19 protein-coding genes are annotated in these 21,047 nt (G+C 33.4%); 14 read left to right on the top strand and 5 right to left on the bottom strand.

The features are described 5' to 3' along the window. Positions 1-159: 159 nt before the first annotated feature. Positions 160-921 (bottom strand): DUF1836 domain-containing protein, encoded by a 762-nt coding sequence (locus AZF08_RS10700; RefSeq protein ID WP_033676150.1) that lies wholly within the window; start codon positions 919-921, stop codon positions 160-162. A 263-nt stretch (positions 922-1,184) separates the two neighbouring features. Between AZF08_RS10700 and AZF08_RS10695 the strand changes: the two genes are divergently transcribed. The 7 genes from AZF08_RS10695 (at position 1,185) to AZF08_RS10665 (ending at position 7,108) form a co-directional block, all read left to right on the top strand. Further along, positions 1,185-1,634: a hypothetical protein gene (locus AZF08_RS10695; protein WP_033676152.1), complete on the top strand. Its 450-nt coding sequence runs from the start codon at positions 1,185-1,187 to the stop codon at positions 1,632-1,634. Next, entirely contained in the window at positions 1,622-1,930 is a 309-nt protein-coding gene (locus AZF08_RS10690) for a YxcD family protein (protein ID WP_033676153.1), read from the top strand. The genes AZF08_RS10695 and AZF08_RS10690 overlap by 13 nt, the downstream gene beginning before the upstream one ends. 267 nt (positions 1,931-2,197) lie before the next feature. Then, positions 2,198-3,688, top strand: a complete 1,491-nt coding sequence (locus tag AZF08_RS10685; protein ID WP_033676155.1) for an alanine/glycine:cation symporter family protein — start codon at positions 2,198-2,200, stop codon at positions 3,686-3,688. Between the two features lie 434 nt (positions 3,689-4,122). After that, entirely contained in the window at positions 4,123-4,737 is a 615-nt protein-coding gene (locus tag AZF08_RS10680; RefSeq protein ID WP_235190080.1) for a lytic polysaccharide monooxygenase, read from the top strand. Positions 4,738-4,920: 183 nt separating this feature from the next. Then, complete coding sequence (gene ppaC, locus AZF08_RS10675; protein ID WP_033676159.1) at positions 4,921-5,853, top strand: manganese-dependent inorganic pyrophosphatase; 933 nt, start codon at positions 4,921-4,923, stop codon at positions 5,851-5,853. Between the two features lie 302 nt (positions 5,854-6,155). Then, positions 6,156-6,608: a DUF6884 domain-containing protein gene (locus AZF08_RS10670; RefSeq protein WP_033676160.1), complete on the top strand. Its 453-nt coding sequence runs from the start codon at positions 6,156-6,158 to the stop codon at positions 6,606-6,608. A gap of 119 nt (positions 6,609-6,727) precedes the next feature. Then, positions 6,728-7,108, top strand: a complete 381-nt coding sequence (locus AZF08_RS10665; RefSeq protein WP_033676162.1) for a hypothetical protein — start codon at positions 6,728-6,730, stop codon at positions 7,106-7,108. An 80-nt stretch (positions 7,109-7,188) separates the two neighbouring features. On the opposite strand, the gene AZF08_RS10660 is transcribed toward AZF08_RS10665, so the two are convergent. Beyond that, a complete protein-coding gene (locus tag AZF08_RS10660) occupies positions 7,189-7,548 on the bottom strand; it encodes a hypothetical protein (RefSeq protein WP_033676164.1) in 360 nt (119 codons plus the stop codon). Between the two features lie 74 nt (positions 7,549-7,622). Between AZF08_RS10660 and AZF08_RS30450 the strand changes: the two genes are divergently transcribed. Both AZF08_RS30450 and AZF08_RS10655 read left to right on the top strand, forming a co-directional pair. Beyond that, positions 7,623-7,763 carry a hypothetical protein gene (locus AZF08_RS30450; RefSeq protein WP_156029135.1) on the top strand — a complete coding sequence of 47 codons (141 nt, stop codon included), beginning with the start codon at positions 7,623-7,625 and terminating at the stop codon, positions 7,761-7,763. A gap of 102 nt (positions 7,764-7,865) precedes the next feature. After that, the gene (locus tag AZF08_RS10655; protein WP_033676166.1) at positions 7,866-8,720 is read left to right on the top strand and encodes a DUF2268 domain-containing putative Zn-dependent protease; all 855 of its coding nucleotides are present in this window, start codon (positions 7,866-7,868) and stop codon (positions 8,718-8,720) included. A 365-nt stretch (positions 8,721-9,085) separates the two neighbouring features. Here AZF08_RS10655 and AZF08_RS10650 read toward each other — a convergent pair whose 3' ends face one another. Further along, complete coding sequence (locus AZF08_RS10650; protein ID WP_033676168.1) at positions 9,086-9,895, bottom strand: class I SAM-dependent methyltransferase; 810 nt, start codon at positions 9,893-9,895, stop codon at positions 9,086-9,088. Positions 9,896-10,922: 1,027 nt separating this feature from the next. After that, positions 10,923-12,185, bottom strand: coding sequence for an APC family permease (locus AZF08_RS10640; protein ID WP_033676170.1), 1,263 nt, complete (start codon positions 12,183-12,185; stop codon positions 10,923-10,925). Positions 12,186-12,318: 133 nt separating this feature from the next. Here AZF08_RS10640 and AZF08_RS10635 point away from each other — a divergent pair, with 133 nt between their 5' ends. The 3 genes from AZF08_RS10635 to AZF08_RS10625 all read left to right on the top strand — a co-directional run bounded on the left by AZF08_RS10635 (position 12,319) and on the right by AZF08_RS10625 (position 15,873). Continuing rightward, positions 12,319-13,233, top strand: a complete 915-nt coding sequence (locus tag AZF08_RS10635) for a LysR family transcriptional regulator (RefSeq protein ID WP_033676171.1) — start codon at positions 12,319-12,321, stop codon at positions 13,231-13,233. A gap of 99 nt (positions 13,234-13,332) precedes the next feature. Next, complete coding sequence (gene recQ / locus AZF08_RS10630) at positions 13,333-15,450, top strand: DNA helicase RecQ (RefSeq protein ID WP_033676173.1); 2,118 nt, start codon at positions 13,333-13,335, stop codon at positions 15,448-15,450. Positions 15,451-15,474: 24 nt separating this feature from the next. Continuing rightward, complete coding sequence (locus tag AZF08_RS10625; protein ID WP_033676175.1) at positions 15,475-15,873, top strand: gamma-glutamylcyclotransferase family protein; 399 nt, start codon at positions 15,475-15,477, stop codon at positions 15,871-15,873. 47 nt (positions 15,874-15,920) lie between these two features. Here AZF08_RS10625 and AZF08_RS10620 read toward each other — a convergent pair whose 3' ends face one another. After that, positions 15,921-17,123, bottom strand: coding sequence for an MFS transporter (locus tag AZF08_RS10620; RefSeq protein ID WP_051725844.1), 1,203 nt, complete (start codon positions 17,121-17,123; stop codon positions 15,921-15,923). 288 nt (positions 17,124-17,411) lie between these two features. Between AZF08_RS10620 and AZF08_RS10615 the strand changes: the two genes are divergently transcribed. Together AZF08_RS10615 and AZF08_RS10610 are read left to right on the top strand one after the other, a co-directional pair. Further along, positions 17,412-18,659, top strand: a complete 1,248-nt coding sequence (locus tag AZF08_RS10615; RefSeq protein WP_033676179.1) for a tetratricopeptide repeat protein — start codon at positions 17,412-17,414, stop codon at positions 18,657-18,659. Between the two features lie 194 nt (positions 18,660-18,853). Next, complete coding sequence (locus AZF08_RS10610) at positions 18,854-20,950, top strand: HelD family protein (RefSeq protein WP_033676180.1); 2,097 nt, start codon at positions 18,854-18,856, stop codon at positions 20,948-20,950. The last annotated feature ends 97 nt before the right edge of the window (positions 20,951-21,047 follow it).

Genomic DNA, 21,047 nt, shown 5'->3' with positions numbered 1-21,047 from the left:
AAACAGGGATTACTGAGTATAAATATGTATTTATTGCAGAGTGGTTAGAAGGAGACTGATTATTCGTTCGAACTTTTGATTGTACAATATAGTTGTAATGGTAGGTTTGGATTGCTACGTATACTTTTGTGTAATGAAAAATAGGAGCATTTTATGCTCCTATTTTATGTCGAGATGCTGTAAGAATAAAGTGGCTGAAACATAACGTTTCGCTAACATTTGTACATATGCTGTATGTACAGAGAGTGTCGCGATAATAATTGCATTGCGAATAGCTTCTCGTTGGTTATTATTTATTTGATCAAGCTTACTTGCAATTTTATCTGCTTTTTCTTTTACAATATTTTCAATTGTATGAATGGTATCCGTTGCGTTTAATTGTAAACAACCTTCTTGATTTAATTCTTCAAATAAAGAAGAATAGGCGACGTATAGATGAACAGGGTTAATTAAATCATCACTACGATCAGCGGGGTCATTTACAATCAGTCTTAACAACTTACGTATAGATTCAAAATCCAGTGCGGTTTTTAAATCTTCTACGATAAATAGTAATGCTGCTTGTTCGATGGAATATTTTTTTCCTTTTTGCGGTGAACCAATCATTTCTTTTATATCCCGTTTAACCCAATTTTGCATAGCTGTTACAGAAAAACTAGTATTTTCAATTTGATTACCAAGTGCAACGATTTCGTTTAAAGAAAAACCGATATCTGTATCTTCAATTTTAATCAGTTTTTCAAAAATAGGTGAAAGCGCGGTTGTAATAAAAGCTGTAACACTTTGTCCGCATTCAATATCTTTTTTATGTGACTTTGCCCAAGCTTCTTGTAAAATACCGAGAGGCTTTTTTGTATTCCATCCTCTAAGTGAAAGGAGGAGCGCTGCCATTTCGTTTCGTGTGAGATGAAATGTTTCCATCTTTTCACCTCCAAAATTATAAAAGTTCTTGTGAACTTATAATATGTTTTATTACGTATAAAGTCAATTCTGTTTTTCTTTATTTTTCCTGTATTTTCAAATGGTTAATATCATTAAATAAATAATACTTGCTTATTATAATAAAAGTTCATATAATAAGTTCATAAGAACTTTTTGTTTAGCTTTAAAATAAATCTATCACTCTTATTTTAAAGAAAGATAGATTTCACATATATCTATAGTAAAAGGAGAATGGATATAATATGTTGAAAAAACTCGTTACAGTAATGACTGCATTTATGGTTATATTTGGGGCTAGCAGTTTTGTTTTCGTAGATCATGCAGCAGCGAAAAGTTACAAATCTGGTAAAAAATCATTTACTCCAAGTTCAGGTCAAAAGTCAAAAGTTGATTTGAACAAAAAAGATTCTAATGTGAATGCACAGAAAACAAACCCTGATACAAAAACAAAAGCATCAAATACAGCGCCAAAAAGTAATAAAGGAAGCTTTATGAAAGGCTTATTACTAGGTGGTCTTGGTGGTTTACTAATGGGAAGCTTATTCGCAAACATGGGAGCGCTTGGTTCTGTATTAGCGTTCATGGTAAATATGTTAGTAATGGTTGGGATTGTAATGTTAGCAGTCCGTGCATTTAAATATTTCAAAGACCAACGTAAGAAACAGGCGGAAGAAGCAGCATGGAAACGATAAAAATTTCCGAGCAAGAGCTTATAAACGCACTATGTGTGTATATCGCAGAAAAGAGACAAGTTGGTCCAGAAGAAGTTTCAGTTGAGCTGATGTATGATGATGACTATGGTTTTTCTGCTGAAGTAGAAGTCAATGGTCGCGGGCAAATTTTAATTCAAGCAAATCTAATTGAAGCACTTCGTTTATGGCTTGATAGGGAATATAATGTCAATCCATTTGCTGCAAGGTTACAGCTTGAATTAGATGATGAAGAAGGTATTATCGCGTTAGTGAATTTTAATAGCTCAGATGAGTAGTGAAAAAGAGCTGTTGAGAGAAATCTCAACAGCTCTTTTTAGTATGTACAACCTTGAATGGGATAGGGAAAAGTTTATATTTTATGATTGCATAGAACCTATATGTAAAAAAAGTAACAACAATTCAAAAAATATTTACACAAGTGTGTAAAAACATTCTATCTAATGGATATACATTCATTGTCCTCAAGTAAATATTCAAAGATTCACTATAGGTTGGTATGTGAATTGCATGATGAATGGGTGAATTTATTTAGGGGGGATTGAATGGAGAAATTAGTAGAGTGGTTAGTTGGACAAGTTTGGAGTATTGGGTTAGTTGTTTTTGCATTAGGGGCAGGGATATTTTTCTCGATCGCTACTCGTTTTTTACAAATTAGATATTTTAAAGAAATGATAAAATTATTGTTTGAAGGAAAAACTTCAGAGACAGGAATATCTTCTTTTCAAGCTTTTTGTTTAGCACTGTCAGGACGTGTTGGGATTGGAAATATCGCTGGTGTAGCCACAGCAATTGCCTTTGGAGGACCGGGAGCCGTTTTCTGGATGTGGGTCATGGCATTACTAGGGGGAGCAAGTGCGTTTGTTGAATCTACTCTTGCACAATTATATAAGAGCAAAGTGGGGAATGAATACCGAGGAGGGACCCCATATTTTATTGAAAAAGGATTAAAGTTAAAATGGTTTGCTGTACTTGTTGCTATTGTAGTTACTCTTTCATACGGTGTTTTATTGCCGGGTATTCAATCGAGTAGTATAGCAGTTGGATTTGAAAATTCATCTGCTATTAGCAAGAATGTTACCGGTATTCTTTTAGTTGTATTACTTGCGGCGATTATTTTTGGTGGGGTAAAGAGAATTGCTGTTGTTTCACAAGCGTTGGTTCCATTTATGGCGATTGGGTATGTTGTAGTAACATGTATAGTGTTAATCGCAAATGTTACTGAATTTCCAAGTATGTTTGTCCTTATTTTTTCTAGTGCACTTGGTACGAACCAAGCTTTCGGGGGCATTGTTGGAGCGGCGATTGCTTGGGGTGTAAAAAGAGCTGTGTTTTCAAATGTTGCTGGAGTTGGAGAAGCAACGTATAGTTCTGCAGCAGCTGAAGTATCACACCCTGCTAAACAAGGATTGGTACAAGCATTTTCTGTTTATATTGATACAATTGTTGTGTGTACATCAACGGCACTTATGATTCTTATAACAGGGATGTATAATGTAGCTCCGGAAGGAAAAGAACCGATTGTACAAACAATGGGAAATATCGAACCAGGTCCAATATATACGCAACAAGCTGTTGAAACTGTATTTTCAGGATTTGGACCGTTGTTTATATCTATTGCCATCTTTTTCTTTGCATTTACCACATTGTTAGCCTATTACTATATTGCTGAGACTACACTGGTTTATCTTGACCATAAATTAAAGCTAAATTGGTTAAAAACGGTTTTGAAGATTGGATTTCTAATTATGGTTTACATTGGAAGTGTAGAATCTGCTTCTTTTTTATGGAATCTAGGAGATTTAGGAATAGGAAGTATGGCTTGGCTTAACCTGATTGCAATATTATTCTTAACAAAGCCAGCTTTAAAGGTGTTGAAGGATTATGAAAGTCAGAAAAAAGCAGGGAAGGATCCGGTTTTTAATCCGAGAGAAGCGGGGTTTGATGATATTGAATTTTGGGAAGAAAAGTGTGAAGAACTAAAAAAGAAAGCTACAAATGAAAGAGTCGAGATTGATCAAAGTGTAAAATTTTGATTCTGAAAATTCTAACTTTTATTTATAGACAAGGTAAAAGAAACAAAGATGTAATCTTCTTTGTTTCTTTTTATGTTGAGCTATCATAGAACAAGAGATGAAAGTTTTTTTGTACTATGATAGCTCAATATGGCTTCATCTAATAATGCTGCATACAATCTTGCTGTCAAAAATAGGTTTATTCATTAACGAAGAAAAACAAAAGAATGAAAAGTGTATGTAACTTATTACTAGAAATCGTATTGAAAAAGTTATTTTATAATTTGAGAAAACTGAAAACGCATACATATAATGTCCTATTTCTTCTATAATGTTGAGAAGATGACTAGGCAACTTATAGGTGTCATCTCTTTATATTAGAAATGGGGGAATGGAAAGTGAAAAGAAGCAGAAGAAAACTGAAAAATTCTATTCGATATTCTTTGTTATGCGGGATGTGTATGGTGAGTTTAGTTTCATTCGGATTCGCACAAAAAGCTTCAGCACATGGATATGTAGAGTCACCAGCGAGCCGTTCTTATTTGTGTAAACAAGGAGTAAATCTAAACTGTGGGCCAATTCAATATGAACCGCAAAGTGTAGAAGGGCCTGGATTATTTCCACAATTAGGACCATCTGATGGTAAAATTGCAGGGGCTGGACATTTTCCAGATTTAGATGTGCAAACGGTGGATAGGTGGAAGAAGGTAACATTAAGTGGCGGGAAAAATAAATTTCAATGGAAATTAACAGCACCACATAGCACAAAAGAATGGAAATATTATATTACGAAAAAAGATTGGAATCCAAATAAGCCGTTGACTCGTTTTGATTTGGATTTAGTACCTTTTTATGTAAAGAATGACGGTGGGGTAAGACCAGGGACAACGGTTATTCATGAAGCGAATGTACCGACTGATCGCAGTGGCTATCATCTTATTTTAGCTGTTTGGGAAATTGCTGATACAGGAAATGCTTTTTATCAAGTAATTGATGTGAATCTTGTGAATAATGGTTTAGAGGGAAAAATGGAATTTAATAGTAATATTCATTTTCCACTTCGATTTTAGTAATATGTTGTATATGAGAAGCAAAATTGTGGATCATCTAAATAAACTTAGATGATCTTTTTTTCTGAGAGGATATATGAACGGGAAATTTAGAAGAAAGTACAATTATTTATAAAAAAATGTGTTTAAAATATTGTCATATTTGCTTCTTTAAGATATCCTTTTCATGAAGAGGTGGAAATCATGGAAAAAGTACTAGTTTTCGGGCATAAAAACCCAGATACAGATGCAATTTGTTCTGCGATTGCTTACGCAGAGCTGAAAAAAGAATTAGGAATGAATGTTGAGCCTGTACGTTTAGGTGAAATCAGCGGTGAAACTCAATTTGCGTTAGATCATTTTAAAGTAGAAGGACCGCGTTTTGTTGATACAGTAGCAAACGAGGTGGACAACGTTATTTTAGTTGACCATAACGAACGTCAACAAAGTGCTAACGATATCGAATCTGTTCGTGTGTTAGAAGTGATTGATCATCACCGTATTGCTAACTTTGAGACAAGCGATCCTTTATACTATCGTTGTGAGCCAGTTGGTTGTACAGCTACAATTTTAAACAAAATGTACAAAGAAAACGGCGTTGCAATTCGTAAAGAAGTTGCAGGTTTAATGTTATCTGCAATTATTTCAGATTCTTTACTGTTTAAATCTCCAACTTGTACAGAACAAGACGTAGTTGCAGCTCGTGAATTAGCGGAAATCGCTGGTGTTGATGCAGATAGCTATGGTTTAGAAATGTTAAAAGCTGGCGCTGATCTAAGCGGTAAAACAATGGAGCAATTAATCTCTCTTGACGCAAAAGAATTCCAAATGGGCAATGCAAAAGTTGAAATCGCACAAGTAAACGCTGTTGATACAAACGACGTTCTTGTACATCAAGCGGAATTAGAAAAAGTAATCTCTGCAGTAGTTGAAGAAAAAGGTTTAGACCTATTCTTATTCGTTGTAACTGATATCTTAACTAATGATTCTGTTGCTCTTGCAATCGGTAAAACAGCAGTAGCTGTTGAGAAAGCATACAACGTATCATTAGAGAATAATACAGCTACTTTAAAAGGTGTTGTATCTCGTAAAAAACAAATCGTTCCTGTATTAACAGAAACGTTCCAAACTCTATAAGAGTAGAGTTGGATGAAATGAAAAGGGCAAGCAGATAAACAGTCTGCTTGTCCTTTTTGTTTTTAGCAAGAATCACATTTCAGATATTATGGTCTGTTATTTGAGTATTTTATAGAGAAGAAATAGAAAGTACGCAGGAAGAAAAGAGAAACTTGTTATTTTTAGATATGAATTAAAAATGTTATGATTTTATCTAGAAATACTAGGTCATACTTTGCAAGTAATTATAAGAGTGTAAATTTAAGCAACCGTGAAGTAGATTATATATAGGATTGAAAGAGAAAAGAGGTAAGAACATAACAATGAAAAGATTATGCATTATTCCATGTGGGAAAAAGAAAATTTGGGATAAGTACCCCGATAAGGGGCCAACGGAAGCGAAGGATGTATACATTAGTCCATTCGGAAAATCGTGCCAAGCGTATGCTGCACAATTTTTTACATACTGGGTTATTTTATCCGCAAAGCATGGTTTTTTACTTCCAACTGATAGAGTGAAAGAAAACTATAATCTGGCCTTTAATTCGAAAAGTAATGAGATTATTCGTATAGAACAATTAAAAGAACAGATGATTGATAAAGGATTAATAGACTTTGATGAAATTGTTTTACTTGCAGGAAAGAAACATAAAAAAGTAGTGACAAAGTTATATCCGGAAGAAACCATTTCGTATCCATTAGAGGGATGTAAGGGAATTGGGTATATGTTGCAGAAGTTGAAGTGTGCGGTTGAAAATCATAAAGAGATTCAGTAAAAGTTAAAAGAACTCAATTTATATTGTAAATGAGGGGGTTATGTATTGTTAGCAATATAGGCTTATAATGCAAAAAAATCTGAAGCTCAATAAAAAAAGCTAGATGAGGAGATATTAAAATGTCCTACAAGAATGAAATTGATAAATTGCTATGTATGCTCGAGCGGTTAAAAAATCATGAGGTGGAAATTTTAGATATTACAGAAGAAATGATGCCTGTTTATATATTTTCTAGGGATGAGTTTGAAGAAGGCCAATTAGGTTATAGTATAGGGAAAGATAATGAATCTCTTATTGGAAATGAAAAAGGGGATTGGCAAGATAGCTGGTTTGTTATTGGATATGAGGAGGTAATGGGAGATCCATTTTTTGTTGATGTAAAGGATGTTAAATTCCCAGTGTATACAGCTGAACATGGCATGGGTGAGTGGGAGCCCCTTTTACATAGTGATTCACTAGAAGAATTTTTAGCTGAATTAACATATCGAGATGAAGATTAATAATGAGTTATTGAAAAATAGGGGCTGTAGAAAGCCCCCTATTATTGTAAAGATAAGTTTCATTTAAGATTTAGGACATGTTATTTATAATTTATTACTTGCTCCATAAGGTTTCTTATTTCTTTAACTGGTGGTTTTTTATCATACACGTCAATATATGAAAAAGAATAATTTAAATTTCTAACAAGACCTTTTCCAATTTTTGCACTTAGGAAAGGAAATACTTGTCCAGTGTAGTCTTCAAGAGATTTACAATAGTATTTTTCATCCAAATAAATACTATATTTACATGTTAATTCTACTAATGGGTTACCTTCAGAATCATATACATCTTTAAATTCAATAATGTCTATTAGTGCAAATCTATCATTAAGATAAACTTTTTTCTTCTTTTCAGGCTTATTAGAAAGAATAAAAGCGAGACCTATTGCGTTAATCAATCTATTTCCTCCTACAAATATAAACAAAGATATTAATAAAATATATCGAGATATGCTAAATGTAAAGAGGTGAGGTGGATTTAGAGAAGAATCTGTTAATTATTGTTGGAGAAGATATGCACGTTCTACCGTCTTATCCGTTAAAAGGGTGTAAGGGAACTGAATATATGTTGCAGAAATTGAAGGATGCCGTAGAGAGTCGAAGGGAAATTTAGAAACTATTTTCAATAAAGGCAAACGAGGAAAAGAATAAAGGTGTTTCCTGCCCCCTTGAAGAAGTATATGTGCATATATTAATGTAAAAGGGGTGTTGATGAGTGATTAAATGGAACTGGTTATATCGAGATTTTTTGAATGCGTTTAAAAACAGTGAGTTAGAGAGTGATTGGATAAAAGATTATAAAGAATTATATTTAAAACCACATCAAAACGAACTGGAAGACCTTCATTTTGATCCGAAAGGTTTTCTGAATGAAGCGAATTCTCTATCTAGGATAAGCGAGCTCGGAAAAGATTATTTCCAAGAGATGGTGTTAGAAATTGAAAATACAATAGACTATGAAGCTAAAATTGTTTCAATTACTGAAGATATTTTAAAGAAGCTCCATAATACAACGGTAGAACAAGAAGTTTTTGTTATTGTAGGTTTAGAGTGTATGAATATATATTCAGTTGAGTATAAAGATAAAATAGTTACGGTAATTTGTCTAGAATTTGTACAAGGAAGCTTGGAAGGGTTAAAGTTGCTTCTCTCACATGAATGTCATCATTGGATCAGACAGTTATTCTTTACATACAATCTTTTTGAAGATTCTATCGGCGAACGAATTATAACGGAGGGATTGGCTTCGTGCTTTACTGAGGAGTTGGTTCCGGGTCATAGCATATGTGATTATTGTTTTGTTCCTGAGAGTACAGTAGAGTGGACTTTGGAAAATATATCTCAGCTTGATCATCTAATCTTGCAAAATGTAAAAGAAGATACTCTTACATCGAGTTTGTTTTCAAGAACTCCTGAAAAACAATTAATAGCAAATATGCCACCGAGGGTTGGCTATGTTTACGGATATTTAAAAGTAAAAGATTATAAGGAAAAACTAAATAAAGATTGTATTGATTTAAAGGGGATGAATTGGGAAGGAATAATTTTCCCGAAAGTATCGCCGCTATGATTATCAATTCATACTCTGTAATTTTTCTATTGATAGGTTTGTATACAATTAACAGTATGGAAAACGAATTAAGCATTAATAATAAGTGAAGCCCTGCAGGGAAGTAGCAGGGCTTCGTAAGGGTATGTCGAGAATGTCGGGCTCGACAAAGTAATCGTAACATGAATTTCTTGGAAAGAAACCTGGTAAATACGTCCAAATGAATGAAGAGTTAACGAGGATATTTTTAAACAGAGAAAAAAGGGCTTGCTTCCCGAGAGCAGGCCCCTTTTTCTAGATAATGTTGATGAGTAATAACTCATCTGGAGTACTTTTATAGTAACAAATAGAATGGATCTTGTGTATTGAGAAAAAAATAATAGAACTTAATCTTCTAAATAGTCAGGTTCGATATATCTTTCTGTTTCAGGCGAGCTCTTAATTTCTATAGGGCACTTCTTAAAAGCTACAACAGTAACTCTATCACCTTGAACTAGACTTCTAGATTCATTTATGGAAGAAAAACCTGTTCGCGTTAAAAAGTTGTATAGAGAAGGTTTTGTCATCCAAAAGCTACTAATGTTATCTAATGAAGCCCACTTTGATTGTAAACGTTCTTCTAATGAGGAATTTGAAGGATGCTCTATTGTTGTTTGCCCTTTATATTCATAATTTTTATATAGCACTGATATATTAGCATTACGTGCAATATGAGTATCTATGATTACAAACCTTTTACACACTTCATACACTTTTTCTAAAAAAGGGAATACATCTGAACTTTCTAAATGATACAAAATACCAGAACATAAAACTATATCAAATTGACCATACTTTTCAATACTTAAATTTCTCACATCATCTTGATAAAAGTTTAATTTTTTTAAATTTAATATCTTTTTAGCGAATATAGCTTTTTGTATATTTGATTCTCTTCCTTCTATACCTACAACTTCTGCGCCTTGCATAGCAAATTCAATGGCATAATGTCCTTCTAAACAAGCTAAATCTAAAATTCGAAGGTTTTTAAAATCACATTGTGTAATATCTTGAATCATGGTCACAATTTTTTTTAATGCTGGATTGGGCTGTCGCACATCTTTTGTATATACATCATCTGTTAATTTAATATCATAAGCTGTCCATTCACCATACTTACGAATTAAATCTGCTTTCTCCATATCAATATTTTTCATTGTTTTATCCTCACCTTTATATAAATATTTAATTTATCTCGCTATTTGTGGGCAGTAAGATCCCCGCCTCAAAATTCAACAAAAGCAAAGAAGTTAGATGGGGGATCAACTGCCCGTAAAAGCTCGATTGGTGAAGGCTAATAATCATTGGGGGATGAAGAAAACCCCCAATGATTAAAGTTTCACTTTATTAGTGGCGTTGTGAAAAATATATGTACATAGGTTAACGTATGTATATATAGGTTGTATTAGACTTATATAGAAATTTTTCTTTTCGTCTTTTTTATTTAAAGAAAAGAGTGTAGTATCCGAAAGAAGTGAAGTGGAAAGTAATTGAAATGAAGAAAGAAGGTTATTCCAACCGAGCGATTATGGAGACGTTAGGCATTAAAAATGTTAGTCAAACCAAAACAAGGATGAAATGGTATCATACATATCAAATTTCTATGCTTTCGCTGAATTTTCGTACTTGATATTACTTGTATGTAAAAAAAGACCTGTACGTTGGTACAGGTCACATCGCATTGCACATATCGGCTATGCGTATATATTAACAGATATAGTTGATTGAATCTATATGATGTATATTGAGAAAATAAAAAAAGACCTGCAAGTACAAAACAGGTCGTAAGAAGGGGTTCTAATCCAACAGATTACCTAAATAGTAACAATCGCTACGAACGAAGTCTATAGGTTATATATTGAGAAAATTTATGTTAGAGCAGCAATGTAGTTAGACGATATTTTTTAAGAATGAAAGAGATTAATGTTTTGTTTCTTTCAAAAAGATTTGGAAAAGGGATTTAAAAATCTTCTTATACGAAAATAAAGGCCGATACTTATAAAGAGATTCATATTTCCAAGCATCACGATTAGAAACTTTGAGTTGTTCATTTAAATCGCGAAAACCCATTAGATTGTTGTTATGTTTCATAAATAAACCTTCCTTAATTTGATGCTTATATCTTATGGGAATGAATGTATAATTTGTGTCATCAATAGTTTTAATGAATCTATTTTCTTTTCATTATCTTATTGAAATTTCTTTCTCATAAGTATTTTGTTTATTTTTAACGTGCTGTAGTCCATAGAAAGCAACTAATCCCCCAATACTGATTAAAATCCAAATAGAAGAGAAGGAAAGAATGATAAGGAAGCAAATTATTAAACTGAAAGAAAGAACTTTATTAAGCAGACCTGGTAATAATTTATATGCAGCAAAAATTCCACAAATGGCATTACAAATAAAAAAAGCATTTGCAATGGCTACGATTTGTTCCACAGTAATGAAATTATGATATAAGCAAATGAATACAGCGGTATGTATACTGATTAATAAAAGTAAAGAAAAGCTTGGTACATTCGATTTTGTACGATAGGAAAGTTTAGATAATTTCTTTATATATTTTGCTTCAGAAGCGATGAGACGTGAGACCCCGCCAACAACTAATAAATATGTACTCATGCAAAGAATAGTAGTAATAAAGGCTATGAGAGGAACTGAAAAGTCCCCAAATAAAGTAGCTAAAACGACTGTTATTCGTAAATTTTCTTGATTTGAATTAGGGATTTCAATCCACTGTGTAGCGCTTGCTACGACAAGACAAACAATCGTTACCGTAATCGCACTTATAGCGATAGCTTGCGGAATTGTTTTCTTTCGATTTGTAACATCCATACTATAATTCCCGATAATCTCCCAACCTACTAAAGCCCAAAAGAGCAATAAGATACTATATCCAAAGTCATCAAAAGAAAAAGCTGTTTGAAATAACGCTTCTGATCGAAAATGAGGAATAGAACTGATTCCTCCGCTTAATAAAAGAACAGTGGCAGCTGTTGAAAAAACAAATGATACTTTCCCAATAGATGATATGTCTAACAATAAAATCAATACGCAAAGACTCATTAAAAGAAAACCTATTCCTTCTAATGGTATTTTAGAGTTTGGAAATACAGCAGTTATATATTGACTAGCTGTCATGAGAACAGCAGTAGGCCCTAAACATCCGGCTATGATAAAGAAAATAGAAGTTAATTGTTTCATAGAAGGTCCAAAAGCTTGATCTACTGCATATGAAACGCCAGATTCACTTGGAAAGTGAATGCTTAACTTACCAAACAGTGAAGCAAAAAGAAATCCAACTCCCATAATAAGTAGCCAAGCAATAATGGCATAATCTCCAGCTGTTTTGTAAATAAGCGGGGGGAGTAAAATGATTCCTGATCCTAAAATGGGGCCAATAATTAAACCACTAAGAAGTACGGGACCTAATTTCTTCTCTCTCATACTCACATACATCTCCTTTTGAAAAGTTTTAAAATTTTGTTTCTTTTATTGTAAATCGAGTTTATTTATCAGTAAAATAGATATATATGAAGTTAATAATCGGAAAACACGATGTTAGAAGGGAGAGGTTGAAGTGGAGATTCGGCATTTAAAAACTTTCAAAACAATTGTTGAGTTAGGAGGGTACACACGGGCAGCCGATTATTTAGGCTATGCTCAGTCTACTGTGACAGGGCATATTCAAGCAATTGAACAAGAAATGGGACAGCCTTTATTCAATCGGTTAGGGAAAAGAATGGTTTTAACGGATGTAGGAAAGCATTTATTGCCTTATGCGAATGAGATGATCAATTTGTCCGAAAAAGCAAAACAACTCCCGAGCGTAGATAATGAGATTTCTGGAAAAATTGTCATTGGCGCTCCAGAATCATTAACAATTTATCGATTGCCCGCGATTCTGCATGAATATAAAAAGAAGTATCCAAAAGTGAAGATTACATTAAAAGCTTCAACTTGTTGGGAATTACGCAATGATTTGAAGAGCGGAAATATAGATATTGCTTTTCTGTTAGATACTGAGCGCCATGAACAGGATTTACATATCGAGCAACTTGTAATGGAGCAAATGGCATTTGTTTTTCCGAAAGATTACATTGTCACACAAACAGATTCGCGGGATGTCCAATTTTCTCAAGAGGAAACCTTTTTGTACACAGAACGTGGGTGCAGTTACCGATCTTTTTTTGAACATTACTTGCAAAAGCAAGGGATTCAGCATGAAAGTACATTTGAATTCTGGAGCATTGAGGCAATCAAACAATGTGTAATGTGCGGATTAGGAATTTCTTTATTACCAATCATTACAATTGAGCAAGAGCAGGAAGACAAGAAATTACACGCTGTGATTTCAAATGAAACAAGGTTTGCAACACAACTTGCCTATCATAAAAATAAATGGATTTCTCCGGCTTTATACGAGCTTTTAATGATTATTCGTAAGCATGCGAAAGAATGGAGAGAGGGATACAATGAATTTATAAAAAATTGAAAGTGGATACCCTATCTATCGGAATCATCTCTTTAATGATGTTCAAGTAATGATATAATACTAGTAGATGAAAGAATAAGAAAAGCAGGTGAATCTTTTTTGTTTACAAAAGCACAAGAACTTTTAGCGTCCTATTTTGGTTACTCGTCATTCCGCAGAGGACAAGATGAAACAATAAAAAATGTACTGGATGGAAAAGATACCGTTTGTATTATGCCAACAGGCGGTGGTAAATCGATTTGTTATCAAATTCCAGCATTAGTATTTGAGGGGACGACATTAGTTATCTCGCCTCTAATTTCACTTATGAAGGATCAAGTAGATACATTAGTACAAAACGGGATTTCAGCTACATATATTAATAGTTCTATTTCAATTACAGAAGCAAATCAACGAATTCAATTAGCGAAACAAGGTCATTATAAGCTGCTATATGTAGCGCCAGAGCGTCTTGATTCAATGGAATTTGTGGATCAATTAATTGATATGAAGATACCGATGATAGCAATTGATGAAGCACACTGTATTTCGCAGTGGGGACATGACTTCCGTCCAAGTTATTTACATATACATCGAATTTTAGATTATCTTCCAGAAAAACCACTTGTGCTTGCATTAACAGCAACAGCAACACCGCAAGTGTGTGAAGATATTTGTCGTACGCTAGAAATCGATCAAAAGAATACCATTATGACGACCTTTGAACGGGAAAATTTATCATTTTCAGTGATCAAAGGACAGGATCGAAATGCATATTTAGCGGATTATATTCGTCAAAATAAAAAAGAATCTGGAATTATTTATGCAGCAACAAGAAAAGTTGTCGATCAGTTATATGAAGATTTATATAAAGCAGGTGTTTCAGTTGCACGCTATCATGCCGGCATGAGTGATCATGATCGCAATGAACAGCAAGAACGATTTTTACGTGATGAAGTGAGTGTAATGGTAGCGACATCTGCATTTGGTATGGGTATTGACAAATCAAATATTCGTTATGTGATTCATTTTCAACTTCCGAAAAATATGGAAAGCTATTATCAAGAAGCAGGACGTGCTGGTCGTGACGGATTAGATAGTGAGTGTATTTTGTTATATTCTTCGCAGGATGTGCAAGTACAGCGCTTTTTAATTGATCAATCTACTGGAGAATCTAGATTCTCAAATGAACTTGAAAAACTACAACATATGACAGATTACTGCCATACAGAACAATGTTTACAATCGTTTATTCTAGAGTACTTTGGGGAAGAACCGCAAGAAGATTGTGGTCGTTGTGGGAATTGTACAGATGAACGTGAAAGCATCGATGTTACGAGAGAATCGCAAATGGTATTATCTTGTATGATTCGAACAAACCAACGATTTGGAAAGCAAATGATCGCACAAGTGTTGACGGGATCAAAAAATAAAAAAGTAATCGAATTCAACTTCCATACATTACCAACTTACGGTCTTTTATCAAATCGTAGCGTAAAAGAAGTAAGTGAATTTATTGAGTTTTTAATTTCAGAAGAATGTATTGCGGTGGAACATGGAACGTATCCAACTTTAAAAGTAACAACAAAAGGGAAAGCAGTATTAGTTGGAAATGAAAATGTACTACGTAAAGAAAGAGTAGAAACAAGACAAATTGTTCAAGATCATCCACTGTTTGAGGTGCTGCGTGACGTACGGAAAGAAATTGCACAAGGGGAAGGGGTACCGCCATTTGTTATCTTCTCTGATCAAACATTAAAAGATATGTGTGCGAAAATGCCACGAAGTGAAACCGAGTTACTACAAGTAAAAGGGATTGGAGAACATAAGCTTGCGAAGTATGGTTCTCAATTTTTACAAGCAGTGATTGATTTTGTTGAACAAAATCCAGATTACGCTGATACGATTAAAACAGAAGTTGTTACTGAGCGTAAGAAATCAGGAAAAGCATCGGCAAATTCTCACTTAGAAACGTATGAAATGTATAAACAAGGTATTGAGTTAAGTACGATTGCAAAAGAACGAGGATTATCACGTCAAACTGTTGAAAATCACTTGATTCGTTGTTATGAAGAAGGAATGGAAGTGGATTGGCCAAGCTTTGTTCCGGCTGAATATGAATCTCTTATTGAATCAGCAGTACAAAATGCAGAAGGTGGATTAAAGTCTATTAAAGAACAACTTCCAGATGAAGTGAGTTACTTTATGATTCGTGCTTATTTACAAATTAGAAAATAGAGAAGTACTAAGGGGATAGTGAACATGCACTATGTTTTTGTTTATGGCACATTAAGAAAACAACAAGTAAATGCTCATTACTTATATGGGGGAATATGTATTGCGCTAGAAGCATGGACTTATGGGCAGTTATTTGATACAAACGAAGGCTATCCAGCAATGATTCTTTCGAGTGATAATAAGGTATATGGAGAAGTGTACGAAGTAAGTGATGCGATTCTAGAAAAATTAGACGAATTAGAGGAATATACCGGGAACGCGGAAGAAGATTTGTATAACAGGATAATTCGACCAGTTTACTTAGGAGATAAAACGATTACAGCGTATGTATATATTGCCCATAGTAATGTTATGTTACAGAAGTCTATACTTTCGGGTGATTGGGTGGATTATCTAAAAGTATCTAATCAACATAAAATATAATATTTTTCTCAACAAAAAAACGTTCAAAAGAAATGAACGTTTTTTTGTTATAAAGATGTTTTTGTTACTTCACTATTAGAATTGCTTAGCTTTTTCGATTGCTTTATTTGATATAGATAATAAAAGAGTAAGCTTAAGCCAACAAAAAATGCTGAAGATAAAAAAGCTCCGTTGTATCCTATATATTTTGCAATAAAGCCTAGGATAAATGCTCCGAGTGCAATCCCAATATCAACAGACATAAAATATGTGGCAGTTGCTGCGCCTCTTCTTTCTGGAGAAACTGATTGAATGACCATAGCATTTAAAGTAGGTTGAAGAGAACCTAACCCTATCCCAATCATTAATGCAGATATTAAAAATGATATGGTTGAGTATGCTTGACTTAGTAAAATGATTCCAATAATACAAATAATCATGCCTGGATAAATAACATAATTGGGACCAAATCGATCAGATATTTTACCTGTTATTGGTCTGGAAATTAAAAGTGCGATTGAATAAACAGAGAAAAAATAACCTGCTGCCGATACTACACCTAATTCCATAGCGTATAAAGAAATAAAGGAAACTATACCTCCATAAACAGCTACTAGTAATATAGATACGATAGAAATCGGGATTGCTTTAGGCTCAATATATTTTTCAACAAATGTTTTGTTATCAAGTGTTTTGTTAGACTTTGGTGGATCTTTAAAGTCTACAAGATAACCTAATAGTACACTAATCCCAGCTAGTATGAAACAAGATGTAAATAGTATGTTATAGTCGTAGTTATTCATTATTAATAATCCGATAGAAGGTCCTATAACTAAAGCTAAACTAGTAAATCCGCTGTAATATCCGATTCCTTCCGCACGTCTTTCTTCTGGTATGATATCTGCGATAATTGTCCCTGCTGCAGTAGATGCAACCCCAAAACTAAAGCCATGTATAAAGCGAAGAAGAAGAAATAATATGAACCCCATAATTTTTAAATAAAAAAACATCAAGAAAAAAAATAAAAGTCTTCCAATTAAAAAAACTTTTTTTCTCCCAAATTCATCTAGCCATTTACCAGATAGAGGACGAGAAAATATTTGTGCTGATGTGAAAAAGCCAATAATGAGTCCAATTTGCTCTTCTTTTCCCTTTAAAACTTCTAATAAAAATACAGGTAATGTAGGAAGTAGCATATAAAAACTTACAAAAGTAAAAAAATTACTAAGAGAAAGAAAGATAAAACTTTTTGTCCATAATTTTTTTCTCAATATATCTCCCCCTAAAATTTTCTGAAAATATTGAATTTTATATATTTTCTATAGTATAACATAACTATAAGTTTTGAGGAGGTGAGAAATATGGTGAAATTCTCAAGCAAAAAAATCAACATGTTATCTGGACTATTTAACTAATAACACTTTGAAAATAGTGAATCGTATTTTAAGGGTTCACTATTTTCCCCCTAAATAATTTTACTAAAATTATAATATATACATATTCCTAATAATATACAGCGGAAAAATTTATTGTTTTATTTGAAGGAGGTAGCAATGTTTATGGGTGAGAACGCATTTTTATCAGCAATTATACATTTAAAGGAAACTGATGAAAATTCTAATATTTGGTCAAAGACTGTTTGTCGTTCTTTCAAGTTTCATGCACTTGATGATCCATCATACACGTTAGGGCAAATACTAGAACCATCCATTTTATTTGAAGTATCTGAGGTTACAAAGATTCCTATAGAAAAATTAGTGAAATTAGATTATGTTTCAGAAGGCCCTATTCAACGGATACAAAATCGTTTATCAGTCATTAATGAATTATCTCCATTAGAAAAATTGAACCTTGCCCATAACCTTTTATCAATATCACGTTATGAATATACTTCACATATTCTCCAACTAATTAATCCAGAGCAATTTTCAGTTCAAGAAAAACTTCGTTATTATTATCTAAGATTTCTTTTGAAAAATCGCTTAGATGAAATGTCTTATGAACTAGAATTTAATAAAATGAAAGAGTTGTTAGAGGGAAACAACTTTCCAGAAACCATAAGGTTAAAAATAGCTACTCAAGCAATAGTATGGGAATTAAAACAAAAAAGGATAGGAAATGAGCTCTTTCAATGGTATATAGACCAAGGGATAAGCTCACGTAGAAAAATTAAAGAAGGAAATAACTTTAGTGAACATATTGCAGTTTCTTCTTTTCATCGAGCATTTGCAATGATACCAGCTGAAAAGAAAGAGGAAAATGAAACAAGAGAAGAGATGCAAAAAGCACTATATTATGCTAATTTGGCTCAAGCCACTAATGATTTAGAGGAATGCCGAAAATTAGATGCTATTAAAACATGCTATGAATCAGAACTGAAGGAACATCTTTATTTATCGAAAAACCATAATCAAGCAGAACGTGCTGGATATGACTTAATAGCCACGGATCCTAATTGGAGTATATCTTATCATGAAATGGCTGAATTTTATTTGAAAATGAATAAGCCAGAAAAAGCACTTTCAATGTTTGAAAAAGCTAAAGAAATTGGCTTACCAAGAGTGACTTTCACACACTTCATGTTAGGGTATTGCCTCAACCTGGTGGGAAGGAAAGAAGAGTCGCTTAATGAATTTCTTCAAACACTAAAACTAGATTCTACTAATATATCAGCAGGGATAAATGGGTTTAACATAGCAAAGGAAATAAATCATGATCTACAACAAGTGTTTAAAAAATATCTCGAAACATGGGAAAAAGAAAATCTATTAGATGAAGAGCATAAGAGCTATTTAATAACCACATAGAATAGAATCTTTCTATGGTTAAACGAGTATTTATGTACTTAAGCGAATGAGAAATATAGAAAAAGGCAGGGAGAATTCCTTGTCTTTTTTATATTTTAGAAAGTTTTTACTCAAACTATTGACTTTATAAATGTATTTTTTATACAATTGTGTCTCGACTGAAAATTTCGAACGGACAGGAGGGAATCATCATTATGAGCACTATATTTGAAGAAGAATTACAAAGGATGAAAAATACTTTATCTACAATGGATGACCAACTAGATAAACTGGAAAAAATCCCTGTTTATTATGGGGATGATTTTAAAGAGCAAATCCTTGAAAGTATGAGGGAGTCGAGTCGACAAAACCTACGTATTGGTGTGCAAGAACCATACTTTGGACGATTAGATTTTCAGGAGGATGGACAGTCAGAACTAAATCCAATTTATATTGGTAAGGTCGGTATTTCAGATGAAGAAGCAATGAAGCCAATTGTTATTGACTGGCGTGCACCTGTTGCTAGTATGTTTTATTCATTTACTGGTGGTGAAGAGCCGGCTTTTTATCATTCGCCAGATGGGTTAGTAGAAGGGGATGTTTATTTAAAAAGAAACATTGCCATTCGCAAAAGGGAACTAGAACGTGTTGTTGATACATATGTAAGAGGAAGTGAGGATGTATCACTTGCAGATGATTTTCTTCTATATCGATTAGGTGAAAATAAGGATAACAAATTAAAAGATATTGTCTCAACGATACAATCTGAGCAAAATGATATTATTCGTGCAGAGAAAAATATGCCACTATTGATTCAAGGGGTTGCAGGAAGCGGAAAAACAACAATCGCTTTACATCGCCTTGCTTTTTTAATTTATGAATATCGCCAGCAGCTAGAGGCAGAGAGAATGATTGTATTTGCTCCAAACAGTTTGTTTTTAGATTATATTTCGAGTGTACTTCCTGAGCTTGGTGTAGGTAATATTAAGCAAACAACATTTCAAGAGTGGGCGCTGCGCACATTAGATGATGCGATGAAATTAAAGCATACAGAAGAAAAGTTGAAAGAAGCTTTTTCAATCGATCGTGATGATAACAAAGTGATGCTCGGTAAATTAAAAGGAACGATGAAATTTAAATCTTTCATTGAAGAAAGTATGATTCAATTTGAGAAGAATTTAGTACCAACAAAAGATTTTGAGGCATGGGATAAAGCTGTTATCACAGTAGAAGAAATCAAAAAATGGATGCAAGTAGAATATAAGCATTATCCATTAAAGAAGCGTAGAGAACGATTGGTTGGCCGGATAAAGCGCTGGATTGAGATTGAACTTAAAAAGTTTGAAGGAACAAATGAGAAAAAAGAATTAAAAAAAGAAGCGACAAAGAGATTAAATGCCTATATGAAGTTTTGGCCGAAAATGAGTCCGTTATCACTGTACGGTTCGATGATGAAGCAAACGGAAATATTGGACGTATTGCCTGAAGAACTTGTTCAAGAAACAGAAAAGAATTGCCGTAAAAAAGAAGTGTATATAGAAGACTTACCACCTCTTATTTATATTCATCATCAAATAACAGGAATCGAAATTGGACAAAAATTTCATCATGTTGTTATTGATGAAGCGCAAGACTTTTCACCATTCCAAATCTATATATTAAAAGAAATTACAATGGGTAACTCTTTTACGATTTTAGGTGATTTATCTCAGGCTATATACGATTATCAAGGAATTGAAGACTGGAATGATTTTAAAGAAGTGTTCCAAGAAACTGGTTATTATGAACTCACGAGAAGTTATCGTTCAACAAAGGAAATCATTGAATTTGCAAATGAAGTCATTAAAAATGCTGAAATTCCAGTAGGCCTTGCAACGCCTGTTTTCCGTAGTGGTGAGAAAGTAAAGGTCATTTCTACAGACGATCAGTTTGCCACAATTGTAAAGACATTACAAAATATGCAAAATGAAAATGTGAAGACGATTGCTATAATAGGAAGAACAGATGATGAGTGCCGCAGTATTTATGAGAAGTTAACAGCTACAGGAATCACTGTTAATGTTATTGAAGCGAATCAAAGTAAATATGAAGGCGGTATTTCAGTTGTACCTGTCTATTTAGCAAAAGGTTTAGAATTCGATGCAGTATTGCTTATAGATGTTGATGAAGTACATTATAAGGATACAAAGCATGATGCGAAACTATTATACGTTGGCTGCACGAGATCTCTCCATGATTTACGGATTTTTTATTCTGGAGAAGCATCACCTTTAATTAAAGGCATACCAAAGGAGTTTTATGGGAGTAAATAATGGATGTTTAAAGAGGGTTTTCAAGTGATAAGCGAGAAAATCCTCTTGTTTTTCTATAAAGTGAAACTTTAATCAGTGGGGGGTTTCTTCATCCCTC

Source organism: Bacillus gaemokensis, assembly GCF_001590835.1.
Taxonomy (GTDB): domain Bacteria; phylum Bacillota; class Bacilli; order Bacillales; family Bacillaceae_G; genus Bacillus_A; species Bacillus_A gaemokensis.
The sequence above is the reverse complement of the archived record's forward strand: the minus strand, read 5'-3'. Positions and strand labels throughout refer to the sequence as shown.

What these genes read in the sequence shown, in the direction of transcription:
- AZF08_RS10650 (WP_033676168.1), bottom strand. Translation starts at nt 9,895, where the DNA reads ATGAAAAATATTGATATGGAGAAAGCAGATTTAATTCGTAAGTATGGT.
- AZF08_RS10700 (WP_033676150.1), bottom strand. Translation starts at nt 921, where the DNA reads ATGGAAACATTTCATCTCACACGAAACGAAATGGCAGCGCTCCTCCTT.
- AZF08_RS10615 (WP_033676179.1), top strand. Translation starts at nt 17,412, where the DNA reads ATGGGTGAGAACGCATTTTTATCAGCAATTATACATTTAAAGGAAACT.
- AZF08_RS10685 (WP_033676155.1), top strand. Translation starts at nt 2,198, where the DNA reads ATGGAGAAATTAGTAGAGTGGTTAGTTGGACAAGTTTGGAGTATTGGG.
- AZF08_RS10625 (WP_033676175.1), top strand. Translation starts at nt 15,475, where the DNA reads ATGCACTATGTTTTTGTTTATGGCACATTAAGAAAACAACAAGTAAAT.
- AZF08_RS10610 (WP_033676180.1), top strand. Translation starts at nt 18,854, where the DNA reads ATGAGCACTATATTTGAAGAAGAATTACAAAGGATGAAAAATACTTTA.
- AZF08_RS10690 (WP_033676153.1), top strand. Translation starts at nt 1,622, where the DNA reads ATGGAAACGATAAAAATTTCCGAGCAAGAGCTTATAAACGCACTATGT.
- ppaC (WP_033676159.1), top strand. Translation starts at nt 4,921, where the DNA reads ATGGAAAAAGTACTAGTTTTCGGGCATAAAAACCCAGATACAGATGCA.
- AZF08_RS10695 (WP_033676152.1), top strand. Translation starts at nt 1,185, where the DNA reads ATGTTGAAAAAACTCGTTACAGTAATGACTGCATTTATGGTTATATTT.
- AZF08_RS10680 (WP_235190080.1), top strand. Translation starts at nt 4,123, where the DNA reads ATGTGTATGGTGAGTTTAGTTTCATTCGGATTCGCACAAAAAGCTTCA.
- AZF08_RS10640 (WP_033676170.1), bottom strand. Translation starts at nt 12,185, where the DNA reads ATGAGAGAGAAGAAATTAGGTCCCGTACTTCTTAGTGGTTTAATTATT.
- AZF08_RS10665 (WP_033676162.1), top strand. Translation starts at nt 6,728, where the DNA reads ATGTCCTACAAGAATGAAATTGATAAATTGCTATGTATGCTCGAGCGG.
- AZF08_RS10670 (WP_033676160.1), top strand. Translation starts at nt 6,156, where the DNA reads ATGAAAAGATTATGCATTATTCCATGTGGGAAAAAGAAAATTTGGGAT.